Source organism: Paenibacillus oleatilyticus (assembly GCF_018998565.1).
Taxonomy (GTDB): domain Bacteria; phylum Bacillota; class Bacilli; order Paenibacillales; family NBRC-103111; genus Paenibacillus_G; species Paenibacillus_G oleatilyticus.
This window is the reverse complement of the sequence record NZ_JAHNZO010000037.1, coordinates 1-12,433: the sequence shown is the minus strand read 5'-3', so window position 1 is coordinate 12,433 and position 12,433 is coordinate 1. Positions and strand designations below refer to the sequence as shown.

Sequence of the window (12,433 nt, the reverse complement as noted above, 5' to 3'; positions counted from 1 at the left end):
ATCTTACTCCCTGCTCACATCCTTATTCCACCGATAACCCAATCCTCTTTGGGTGACGATAAACTGCGGATTTTTGGGGTCATCTTCAACTTTGTCTCTTAAACGCTTAATGTATACCGATAACGTGTTTTCGTCAAAAAAAACATCCTCTCCTACCGTTATTTTTAGCAGGATTTCATCTCTTTTTAATGCTTTGTGGGCGTTCATCATGAATGTTAGAAGAAGCTTATATTCTAAATTCGTTAATGGAATGCTTTCATGATTTTTATAAACTTTGACTTGGCTCGTATCAATTTTTATGTTCTCAGATGTTAAGATCGCTGAAGAAGTATCCAGCCGCGCTTGTTTCCGCAATTGCACTTTCACTCTGGACATGAGTTCCTTGACTCGAAAAGGTTTCGTTATATAATCGTCCCCGCCGATATCCAATCCCATCACCACATTTGCTTCTTCATCCAGAGCGGTTAAGAAAATAACGGACGAATCGTTTTGTTTTTTGAAATGCAGACATAAATCATAGCCATTTCCATCCGGAAGGCCGATATCCAGGATAGATAAATCAAAAGTATGACGATCAAACTGCTGCTTCGCTTCTTTTACACTAGAGACTCTGACCACCTCATAACCTTCATTAATCAATGAAAATTCAATGGCTAGACCAAGAGCCTCATCATCTTCAACAAGCAATATTTTATTCAAGTATGTCTCTCCTTTTCCTCATCCCTTTTCAGCCATAGACCAACAAATCAGAACAGCCCGACTATAAAATAGCCAGGCCCTCGGTATTATTGTTCCCTGATAACATCAATGAGATTATCTTTTTGTATTTTTCTCAGCGGGACTAGAACAGATACGTAACTGATAAACAAAGCGGAAACAAACGTTATGAAACAAGCCTCGTAGGGGATCGTCCATTGGATCTTCATAACACCGGAAACAGCCAAATACATAATATAAGAAAGTATACAACCGAAAAAGATCCCTTGCAAACTTCCGGAAAAACCGTAAATCAGCGCTTCATAGATGATCATTTTTTTCAAATCTCTTTGTGACATGCCGATGGATTTTAACGCGGCCAGTTCTTTTCGTCTGATAATGATGCTGATCGTAATCGTATTGAGGATATTGAGACTGCCAATCAAAGAAATGACCGCAATAAAACCATATACAAGCACTTTAATAACAAGCTTTGATTCATCCTTAGCTTTATTCTCATCCAGGTGATTAACGATTGTAATGTCCCGATTTGTTCCAACGGTCTGCTGGATGTCCGCAACGGTCGCGAGAGATTGTGTGGCATCTTTCAAAGTGATTCTAAAACTGGAGTCCTGTTCGTAAACCTCGGATACATTTTCAATCGACTTCAATAGTTCCCCAATTTGCTGGCTTTCTACTGAAGAATCAGGACTATCATGTTTCAGCACCACTGTTAGATCCGATTTAGTCGATGAATCGTTCACATATTTGGATGCAAAGGCGATATCCATTAAAGACGAGAAAGTAATAAACAATACACCGCTTATAATGATGGATAGGATCGTAATCGTATAACGATTTTTATTTCTTTTTACGTTTTTCAAGGCAAGGCTTAAGGGAAAAGATAGAGGCTTTCTCAGCACGGTACTCTTTTGTTTTTTGATTGTTTCTTTCTTAATTGATAACCTGCTGCTGATTGCCAGCAATGGGGATATTCTGCCCGCAAAAAAGGCCGGGTAATAACTTGACGCTAATACGGTCATCAGGGTAATGATCGAACTGATCAATAAAATTGGCCAATCGATATGAAAGAACGAAACACGTGCACCATCTTCTAATAAAATCAAGAAAACGGATTGGAGAGCAGCAAGCGCCAATAAGCTGCATACAATCCCGATCGGTATGGCGATAACAGCCAGTACGGCAGCTTCTCTTATAACGATTTGTCTAATTTGCTTTCGCGTAGCGCCGATGCTTCGGAGCAAGCCGAACTGCTTCATCCGCTCTACGACGCTAATTTGAAAAGCGTTGTAGATGACAACAACCGTCGCGATCACCACAATACTGACGACGATGACTAGCATGGCCAGAATCGATTGATTCGATTCCGGTTTCAAAACTCTGATCAATTCATCATTGATCACAATATTTTTGTCTTCAGTAAGTGACTTTATTTCCTCTAAAACCTCGTTAAAGTTCGCTTTTTGGTTTATTTCAAGTAATATCCTGCCTTCTCCAAGAGCAAAATCGGCTTTATATGTTAATAACCGGCCTACTTTACTTTTCTGTGTAAACGCGCGGTTATCCAGTAAACCAACCAGTTGATATGTTTTTCCATCCAATTCAAAGGATCCGCCGATCTGAAGATCGTTTTTAATATAAGGAAGCGCCCACGAATCGACAGCAGCTTCATGATCATTGGCCGGTAATTTGCCATCCTTGAGACTGTAGGTTAAAAACCCCAAGGCGCGATGATCAGCGAAATTCATTTGCACAGAAATGTCTCCAACCGGAACTTTGTCACCCTGAGACATCAAACCATACGATGCAATTTGCGGATTATATCTGATTTTATTTAATATCGCTTCATCGTAATTTGAAATACCGGCATGAAAAGAAACCCCATTTAACCTCTTGATGCTCTCAATTTGGGAGAGTTGTGATCCTTTCATAAACAGGCCGATCGTAGAAATTAACGCTACGGAGAGTACGATTCCGACCAAGGTCAAAATGGTTCGTTTGATATTCCCCTTTAAATATTTGCTGCTTAATTGTTTATAGCTGCTGATCAAAATCATTCTCCTCCAGCCTATGTCTTTTTCTCAGCTGCCGTTGATCGGAAATGATTTTACCGTCTTCTATCGTGATGATTCGGTCAGAAGCCGATGCAATCGTTAGATCGTGCGTAATCAATACAATGGTTTGATTGTATTTTTTCGCCGTTAATCTTAATAAATCCATGACTTCCTTCGTATTTCGCGTATCCAGATTACCTGTGGGCTCATCGGCCAGAATCAAATGCGGCCGGTTTATAAGCGCCCTGCCAATGGAGACCCGTTGCTGTTGGCCGCCAGATAATTCGGAAGGCAAGTGACTGTTACGTTCATGAAGCCCCAGGATTTCAATAATTTCATTCAGATACGGCGTATCTACCGGTTCATTATCCAATAATGTGGGCAAAGCAATATTTTCCTGAACATTCAATACGGGGATCAAATTAAAGAATTGAAATATAAACCCGACTTTTCTTCTTCTGAATATCGAAAGCTCATCATCTGTATAATCATAAATATTATTGTCCCCAATGAATACTTGTCCTGAGCTTGGCCGATCCAACCCTCCTAAAATATGCAGTAATGTACTTTTTCCAGAGCCGGAAACACCTACGATGGAGACAAACTCTCCTTGCTGAATAGAAAGACTAATCCCTTTTAAGGCAAACACCTTATTATTGCCTTCCCCATAACTTTTAACTACATTTTCCATCCGTACGATTTCCATATCGTCCGCCCTTTCGTCATTCCGCTCATTCTTGCACATCTACAAAATTTACTTTGTCTTCGCTATCGGCATAGACGTTCCCGATTTCCTTTAAAACCTTGTTCGTCTCATTTTTATTCTTATAATCGAAACTGCCCTTTTGAAAATGAATCAATGTGATCGTTGACTCTGCTTCGGTTAATTTGTTGTAAGTTTGGTCGTCAACAATAACAAGGTTCGATGTGGGTATATACCCGATCCATGCCTGATGTTTAACATATTGTACGGGTACCATCTGACCGTTCAAATCGATTTGACCATTCTTCATTTCGGAATCATCTAAAGAGTACAACAGATTATGACCAGTAGATAGTTCTTTTATGCTGGTAACAGGCTCTGAAATCGTGGACAAGCTGTTAGGATCTTTTCTGGCTCTGATAATCCCCTTCTTGACGAATTGCTCGGCTGTGGATCGATTAACAACCGAATACTTGATCTCTCGGGTATCAACTTGTTGACCAGTTTCTTTTTGAGATTGCTCTGACAATTCATAGGTTATTTTTGTTGTTACCAATTTTATTTTGTAGTCGATCGTTTGTTTGCTGTTATCTTTATACAACTGCTTGACTTTATTCACATCTTTTTCTGTGCCGGTAACTAAAATTCCATTAGCTGGTTGCGATGGACCTTCTACAAAACGTTTTACTCCAAATCCTATACCTATAAAGATAACGATAACCAACGCGAAAACTATAATTTTTTTCATCTGACTGCTCCTTAATAAAATATTTATGTCTGGATTATAGCCGAGAATTTCATGCAAATGAATGACTATTGTCTAACCATTTTGATCTTCTCGCTTACATTTTTGTAAGAATGGAGATACGGCTTCCGAACAAGCGATCCATAATATTACACCGGAAAATGGCCGCCAGGCGAATCGCTGCTCCCATCCCGTGAACTCGCTCAATTGATTGGCGTTTCCCGCAATTTTTTTTGAAATATTTGATCGGTCTGTTTACTTGTGGCCGGGAAAAAATAAAAAAACATCACCTTAGCAGGCGATGTAATAAGCCATTCATTAAATTGACATTACATCAAGTATCTTCCCGTGATCGACTGATCCGCATGGATGATCTGCGAAGGTGTGCCCTCGAACACCACCTGGCCGCCCTTGCTGCCTCCGTCCGGTCCCATATCGATGATCCAATCCGCTTGGCTGATCACATCGAGGTTGTGCTCGATGACGATCACCGTATTGCCGGCATCCACGAGGCGATTCATGATCCCCAGAAGGTGACCGATATCTGACATATGCAGACCGGTCGTCGGCTCGTCCATCACGTAGATGCTGCCCTTCTTATGCAGTTCGCTTGCCAGCTTGATGCGCTGGCATTCCCCGCCCGAGAGCGTGCTGAGCGGCTGGCCGAGTGTAATATAGTTCAGCCCCACATCGCTCATCGCCTGAAGCTTGCGCACAACCTCTTTTAGCTGGAAAAAATCCAATGCCTGCTCCACCGTCATCTCCAGCACTTCTGCAATTGACTTGCCGTTCAGCTTGTACGCGAGCACCTCTTCCTTGAACCGTCTGCCTCCGCATACTTCGCAGGGCAGCTTCACGCTGTCGAGGAATGCAAGGTCTGTATACACAACACCCAGCCCTTGGCAGTTCTCGCAAGCCCCCTTGGAGTTGAAGCTGAACAAGCCTTGGCTCACCTTGTTTGCGGAAGCAAACGCCTTGCGGACATCATCCATAATGCCCGTGTAGGTCGCGGGATTCGAGCGTGTTGACACGCCTACCGCCGATTGGTCGATGACGATCGCATCCGGATGCTGGCTGAGGAATACTTCGTTAATCAGCGTACTTTTGCCCGACCCGGCGACACCCGTAACTACGGTCAGCACTCCGGTTGGAATATTTACACTCACGTTCCGCAGGTTGTGCAGTGTGGCATCCTTGATGGGCAGCTTGCCGGATGGCTGCCTGCAATCGTGCTTCAGTTGGAGCGGCCGCTTCATATACTTACCTGTCAGTGTACCTGCCTCCAACAGGCCCTGGAAGCTTCCTTCATACACGATGGTACCGCCGCGGCTGCCGGCGTGAGGCCCGACGTCGACGATATGATCCGCCACCTTGATCACATCGGGATCATGCTCGACGACCATCACGGTATTGCCCTTGTCGCGCAGCTTCTGAAGCAAGCCATTTAACCGGTGTACGTCACGGGGGTGCAAGCCAACGCTGGGCTCATCGAAGATGTAAGTGACATCCACCAGACTGCCGCTCAGGTGCTTCACCATCTTGACGCGCTGCGACTCGCCGCCGGACAATGTATCCGTCTCACGGTCCAGCGTCAAGTAATCAAGTCCGATCTCCACCAGATGCTGCAGCCGCTCCGTCAGCGACTTGACGACAGGCGCGGCGACAGGATCGTCAATCTCACGAATGACGCGGATGAGATGTCCGACCTCCATGGAGGACAGCTCCGCAATGTTGTGTCCATTGATTCTGCAATTGAGCGCAGCCTGACTGAGTCTCGCGCCGCGGCAGCTGGCGCAGGTTCCCTCGGTGATGTACGGCGCAACAGCTTGTTGCGTGCGCTCAGACATCGTTTTCAAATCCCGCTTGATATACTTGTTGGTGAATTTCTCGATGACACCTTCCACCGTAATGTTCACTGTTTTCCCGCCGAACTGCGTCGCCACCTTCCTCGCCTTGCCGTACAGCAGCTGCTCCAGCTCCTCCTCCGAATAATCGCTCAGCTTCTTATCGGGATCGAAGGGCCCCGACTGCACGATCATCGTCCAATCAAAACTGTTCACCGTATAGCCCGGCAGCATGATTGCCCCTTCATTCAACGACTTTGACTTGTCCAGCGCCTTGCTCATGTCGATGCACAGGCTGCGACCAATTCCGTTGCACTCGGGACACATACCTTGGGGATCGTTAAACGAGAACATGTGCGCTTGTCCAACATAGGGCTGACCCACTCGGGAGAAGAGAAGACGGAGTATGGGAGAGATATCGGTAATCGTGCCCATCGTGGAATGGGAACCGCCGCCCAGCCGTTTCTGATCCACAATAACAGCCATGCTCAGGTTCTCGATCGCGTCGGCATCCGGTTGCGGAAAACGCGGCAAAAAGTTGCGGACGAACATGCTGAAGTTTTCGTTCAGCAGACGCTGGGATTCGGCGGCGATGGTATCGAAAACGATCGATGACTTGCCGGATCCGGATACCCCGGTGAAGATCGTGATCTTCCGCTTGGGAATGCGCAAGGATACATTTTTGAGGTTGTTTTCCCTTGCACCCGAGATGACGATATACTCCTGGTTAGATTCGCTCATGCTTAACAACCCCTCAGCTCTCTATTATTTATCACGAAAATAGGCCGAATGCGGTTATTGTTCCAATACTTTTTCAAGCTCGCCGCACCATTTACTCCAGCCATACTTGGCTCCATTGAGTGCTTGATCGTTGGAGATCCCGGTTTGTTCGAGATGAAGGTTAACCTTCCCGTCCCCTAAATCCTGCAGCGTCCAGGTAACCGTGTGCTTCTCCCCTCCGCTGGCCCAAGTATAGGACAACCGGTTTGGTTCGTCCACGATAAGCACTTCGCCGTCAACAATCCCATCCCACCACTCGGTCGGTTGAGTACGAAACTGAAAATGGTGTCCTACGACGGGCTTAAAATCATTTTCCATCGCCTGACCGGTGTGGATGTTGACCACCCACCTGGCAAGCTTGCTTGAGTCGGTTAAGGCGGACCAAAGCTTCTCGATCGATGTCGTGTACTGAAAATCCAGGGATAAGGTTAAACTCATTCTTCTTCCTCCTCAAGTAGTTGGTTCAAGCGCAACAGATTCGTACTCCAGAACTTGCTGTAAAAAGCCACCCAATCTTGAATTTCTCGGAGTGGAGAGGCGTTTAGTCTAAAGCGCGTTTCTCTGCCGACTTTTCGGTCAAGGACCAGTCCGGCTTCTTTAAGGATTGTCAAATGCTTGGATACCGCCGTACGGCCCATTTGAAACTGTGCCGTTAATTCATGAAGCGGTATCTCCTCTGCTTCTGCTAACAGACGAATCAGTCGGCGTCTGGTTGGATCTGCAATCGCGTCAAACACATCCCGCAATTGGTTGTTCTCGCTCACAACACCCTCTCCTAAATATTATTGCCAAAGGATAGACGTCAATTTCATTGGACACCATTTAGTGACGCTTTAATTATAGGTCACCATTTGGTGTCGTGTCAAAAGGTTTTTAAATCTACACATGAAAACTGTCAGTCAGCTATGTATGTCAGACTGCTTAGGAATGACATCAGATCAGCGGCCTTTTGATAAGTCGGCGTCGAATCGACAGCCTATGGCACGGACCTGCCTTATCTCTTCTATTTCTTATAACAAAAAATCAGCGACACCGGGCATTATGCCGGCCGCTGATTTTCTTAATCGATAAGCTCATTGCCCAAGTAAATGTAAGCTGCTCTCTAACAATAGTTCCTACTGGGATCTTGGCAAATCGCTTACTTTAACGGCAACCCGAATGCCGGATTCAATGGCCCCTTGTATCCAGCCGTGGGTAAGACTTGTATGTTCCCCGGCGAAATGAACACGTCCTTCAGGCATTGCGATAAATGGGTGCAGCTCCGTTTGTTGACCCGGGTTGAACATTGCCCAATCTCCGCAAGTCAACGGGTTTTGGGCCCAACTATAGGAAATGCCTCTCACAAATTCTCGATAAACGACATCCCCATGGATCGCTTTAAGGTTCATTAAAGCATAGCGAATGCGCTCTTTGTTCGATAGACCGTCCCACGGCACAACATCGTCCCCCATGGTATAGCTTGCCAAAAGGACAGCCGGGCCCGGTTTGCCGATGCCATGACTCGGATAATACGCGAACCGGATTGGCAGGTCCGTTGTCGTTCTGCCCCCATATTGGCCGGCTTTTTCCCAGAACCTGCTTTTGAATTCCAGCCCGATTTTAGTAGCGCTCGAATAGTGCAGTTCCCGAATCGCTTTCCATTTCTGGTGCGAGAATGAATGCCGGGGCTCGACTTCGACGAATCTCAGGACTGTAAAAGGAATGGACACTATCGCAATGTCGCCTGATATGGAATATCGATCCGATGATTTTTCATCAATCCCCTGGATCGTCACGCCGTCCGAATGTTGAACAATCTTGGTCATTCTCCGCTGAAACATGATGTCTTCCTGTAATTTGGGAAGAAAGGCGCGCGGCAGCAGATCATTGCCTCCTACAATCTCATAAAAGCGTTGCCGTAGTAAGGGCATAACAAATCGCATAGTTCCCAAGAAAGATTGCCCCATCAATCCTTCCAAACCGAGAAGTACTCCGATCATCTCGATGGCCCCTTCGGACAGTCCGGCTCCGAAGGAATGAGGAAAATATTTTAAAAAAGTGTATAGCGAATAGCGATCGAGATTCTTAACGGTCAAAGCCCGATGGCGAACCGGATCTTGATTGATAACATCAAGGAAGGGCTGTACCGCCATATCGAGTAATTGTTGAGCGGTTTTTCCCTTTTCATAAGGGGCGACCGGGTAATGGAGAACATCCGGCCGATGAAGATAACTGGACAGCTTTGTTTTAATCCCGTTCGCATAGATGATGTCATTTGGCGTTTCGTTAATAAACGGTTGAAGCGGCAGATTGAATTTCCGAATATACTCCATGACTAAGTAGTGAGATTCGGGTATGCGCATGGCTCCTACGTCCAAATACAATCCGTGTGTAAACGGGGCCCGTAAAGTGTAGACACGTCCTCCGATCCGGCTGTCCGCCTCTATGATTTTGACGTTATGCCCCGCATCCTTCAGCAGGGAAGCTGCGACAAGCCCTGCCATCCCTGCACCTACAACAACGATGTTTTTCGGGACGCTTGATTTTCGGAGCCCGCGCCTGATAATATCGATCATTTCGTTCGGGGAAAGTGATGATGATATGGTTGAAGCACCTACTCTACCTTGATATGTACGACGGAATAAGCGTTATATCCGTATCCTTTTCGATTCCATTTGGCTGCTGCCGGTTGAACGAATCCGAATGAATCCGTCGCTCTCGACATAATCGTATATTCTCCTTTTTGATCCGCGAACCAGGTATAGTTCCAAAATGTCCAGCTGTACGCATTTGGCGATTCCGGTTGAACAACGGCGGGTCTCCAATTCCCCCCTCCGTCCGTCGAGATCTCAACCTTTTTAATGCTCCCTGTTCCTGTCCAGGCCAATCCGTAAATTTGATGCATCCCTTTGTCCAGTACACTCCGATTTAACGGTTGCTGAATGATGGAATTTACCTGGATGCTTGTCACTGGGATTTTCCCTGTATCGCTGTCTTTTTCCGGATAATACATATAATCGATGTCTTGAAATGGCCCGTTAAAGTGAGTACGGGTGACGGTAATGCTGCGGAGCCATTTGACGGAAGCCATGGCGTACCATTGAGGTACAATTAACCGCAACGGATAACCGTGCTTATAGGGTATCGGTTCCCCATTTAACGCATAAGCAATTAACGTATCCGGATGAATCGCTTTCTCCAAAGGAAGGATTCTTGCAAAGACGAACTCTCCTTCCAGATCGGGTCGTCTTCCGAAATCGTGTCCTTCAAATACGATTTCCTTTGCAGATGCTTGCAATCCGGTATATCGGAGCAGTTCTCTTAACGCGACTCCTCTCCAGACGCCTTGACTAATGGCCCCACCTCCCCATTGTTCGCCAAAGACTCTCGGTCGAAAAAGTCCTCTGTTATTTCCTGCACACTCCAAAGGCACTATCAATTCTTTAAACGGCATACGGAGCAGTTCTTGATATTGGAAGGTTCGAGGTTTTTGTACTTCACCGCCTACAGAAAGCACAAACGACTGCTCGGAAATACGAGGATAAGGAAAATGATTTCTAAGATAAAAGGAGGATTCCGGCGTAATCGCCGCAGAAACAAAATGGATCGGATGTTCTTGATTCTCCGGAACCAATCCCCGGGTAATCAGATAAGGCTTTAGGATAGGCGAATGCAATGGTACCACCCCAAACCATGTATATGAGGGGACCGTCTATTTCAGAATCGGATCGCTTGCGGGGCTGGCATGAGCGACGAGTTTGCCGTTCTCGTCCATAATATTGTATTGGACGAACTGTCTGCAGACGACCGCCGTGTCGAGTTGATTGCCGTGAAACACGGGCATGAACCATCCCGTTCTACCAAAAAAGAAAATCTCCCCAAAGGAATGGGAAGATTTTCAGAAATGACTAGTGACTAATGGACGCTGTCGGGTATAATGTTGTTCCTCCAATCGAAACTTTGATATTGCCGGATAACGGAACGTTCGTTTCATCTATAATGGTTCTCCACCAATCCCAGGCAAGACCTGTACATTCTTTTGCAAAAATTTTGATGTTCTTGGAATTAGGCGGAAGCGGAATCTCTGTCGAGAAATGCGCTGTCTTATCTCGACCGCTGCCTTCCCAAATTTTATGAGTCATGAGTTCTTGTCCATTGGCATCAAATGTAAATTCATCCCAAGACACTTCAAACTGAGCTACATAGGCGCCTCGATGATCCAGCGTTATTTTACCTTTAGTGAATTCTGTCGTTTTCGTCTCAATATATTCCGTGTTGTTGCGAACAGCGGCAACTGAATTATCTTTCAAAAAGACACTTGTATAGGAAATGGGGTAAGCTGGATTCTTCGTGCTAAATTGTGCATTGTCCTTAATGATATTTTGGATGACCTTGAAGTCTTTCGTGACGATCTGGTTATGCGTCTGTGCATCGCCGCCTAATACCACAGCAGTAAACGAACTGTTTTCATAAATATCTTTGTACTGTCCGCTAGCTTGTACGCCGGCATTCTGAAGTAATGCTTTAAATGCAGCTTGCACATCACTGCTCTTCGACGTTGTCTCCAATTTCACGTAGATGGTTCTGCCATAAGCTACATTGGATACCATAAGCGGCGGCGCCTCTTTGCTTACCCCTTTACGGACTAATTCGGCAAACGTCACATTTTTATCAAAAAGGTCCGATGGATTGTTGGGAAGAGCAGCACTTACGGTATAAAAGATTTGCTTGTAAGCAGCGACCATCACTTTTTTCTCGCCGCTTGCGACCGCATTAAAGTCGATTCCGAGCGTATGGTTAAGCACTTGAGCGTTCACATTAAGCGCACTGGCAATTTGATTTTTGCTGTATACCATCGATTCTGCATACTGTAACCTTGCAGGCAAGGTATGAGTGCCCGAATACTTCTCAACCCAAGTCGACAATAACTGATCAACGGCACCGGAAACACTGCTGTACGTTGGAGTTTGAACCGTAATTGTATTTTCACTCTTCAACCCGGGCAAATCAATACTGATATTCAAAGGTTTTCTTGGGCTGATAATCAGGTCAGGCTGATTATCCGAAAAAGCCCGATTGGCAAGCTGTATTGCGCCCGGATAAGTGCGGCTCGTCATCGAATCAATAATGGATATATCTACTGGCGAGGTTGCGAGCGATTTTTTCTCACGTTCGACCATGATAAATTTACCATTGGATTGGAGACCTTCTTTGGGAACAAAGCTGCTGATTTGATCGCCTTTGACTGCCAAAACTTCATTACGATCATAAGTTAGGCTTGCGATTCCGGCATCAATATCATGAAGTTCGTTGGTCGCAGCGAAGGAAATACTTGAATACGCAAACACATTTAAACTAACGAGCAGACTGACGAGCACTTTTGTTGCTTTAACATGTTTTGAAATCTTCATGTAGGCCCCCTCCTTTTTTTGTAAAATATTTGCACTTATATGAACTGTATCGGTATTTTGTTATAAAATTATTAGATTTCTAGAAAATTATAAGAAACGTCTTTTCCCTCCCTCGCGGCATAAAATCGGATAGGAGGCTATCCATGAGTGGGATAGCCGACCTTCCACACCACCGTACGTACCGTTCGGTATACGGCGGT

General features: G+C 45.6%; 11 protein-coding genes. All 11 read right to left on the bottom strand.

Going from position 1 to position 12,433, the window contains the following annotated elements; all coding sequences use genetic code 11:
- Positions 1-3: 3 nt before the first annotated feature.
- On the bottom strand, positions 4-699 hold the full coding sequence (locus KQX66_RS31530; protein ID WP_216797500.1) for a response regulator transcription factor: 696 nt from the start codon (positions 697-699) through the stop codon (positions 4-6).
- 86 nt (positions 700-785) lie between these two features.
- Positions 786-2,768, bottom strand: coding sequence for an ABC transporter permease (locus KQX66_RS31525; protein WP_216797499.1), 1,983 nt, complete (start codon positions 2,766-2,768; stop codon positions 786-788).
- Complete coding sequence (locus KQX66_RS31520; RefSeq protein WP_216797498.1) at positions 2,752-3,477, bottom strand: ABC transporter ATP-binding protein; 726 nt, start codon at positions 3,475-3,477, stop codon at positions 2,752-2,754. The genes KQX66_RS31525 and KQX66_RS31520 overlap by 17 nt, the downstream gene beginning before the upstream one ends.
- Before the next feature lie 25 nt (positions 3,478-3,502).
- A complete protein-coding gene (locus tag KQX66_RS31515; protein WP_216797497.1) occupies positions 3,503-4,222 on the bottom strand; it encodes a lipoprotein BA_5634 family protein in 720 nt (239 codons plus the stop codon).
- Positions 4,223-4,548: 326 nt separating this feature from the next.
- Positions 4,549-6,804 carry an ATP-binding cassette domain-containing protein gene (locus KQX66_RS31510; RefSeq protein WP_216797496.1) on the bottom strand — a complete coding sequence of 752 codons (2,256 nt, stop codon included), beginning with the start codon at positions 6,802-6,804 and terminating at the stop codon, positions 4,549-4,551.
- A gap of 54 nt (positions 6,805-6,858) precedes the next feature.
- The gene (locus KQX66_RS31505) at positions 6,859-7,281 is read right to left on the bottom strand and encodes an SRPBCC family protein (RefSeq protein ID WP_216797494.1); all 423 of its coding nucleotides are present in this window, start codon (positions 7,279-7,281) and stop codon (positions 6,859-6,861) included.
- Complete coding sequence (locus KQX66_RS31500; RefSeq protein ID WP_216797493.1) at positions 7,278-7,607, bottom strand: ArsR/SmtB family transcription factor; 330 nt, start codon at positions 7,605-7,607, stop codon at positions 7,278-7,280. The genes KQX66_RS31505 and KQX66_RS31500 overlap by 4 nt, the downstream gene beginning before the upstream one ends.
- A gap of 351 nt (positions 7,608-7,958) precedes the next feature.
- Complete coding sequence (locus KQX66_RS31495; protein WP_216797492.1) at positions 7,959-9,398, bottom strand: flavin monoamine oxidase family protein; 1,440 nt, start codon at positions 9,396-9,398, stop codon at positions 7,959-7,961.
- Between the two features lie 38 nt (positions 9,399-9,436).
- Complete coding sequence (locus tag KQX66_RS31490) at positions 9,437-10,507, bottom strand: sulfite oxidase (protein WP_308647308.1); 1,071 nt, start codon at positions 10,505-10,507, stop codon at positions 9,437-9,439.
- A 27-nt stretch (positions 10,508-10,534) separates the two neighbouring features.
- Positions 10,535-10,666, bottom strand: a complete 132-nt coding sequence (locus KQX66_RS37885; protein ID WP_284439868.1) for a hypothetical protein — start codon at positions 10,664-10,666, stop codon at positions 10,535-10,537.
- A gap of 64 nt (positions 10,667-10,730) precedes the next feature.
- Entirely contained in the window at positions 10,731-12,233 is a 1,503-nt protein-coding gene (locus tag KQX66_RS31485; protein ID WP_216797488.1) for a thiol-activated cytolysin family protein, read from the bottom strand.
- Positions 12,234-12,433 lie beyond the last annotated feature (200 nt).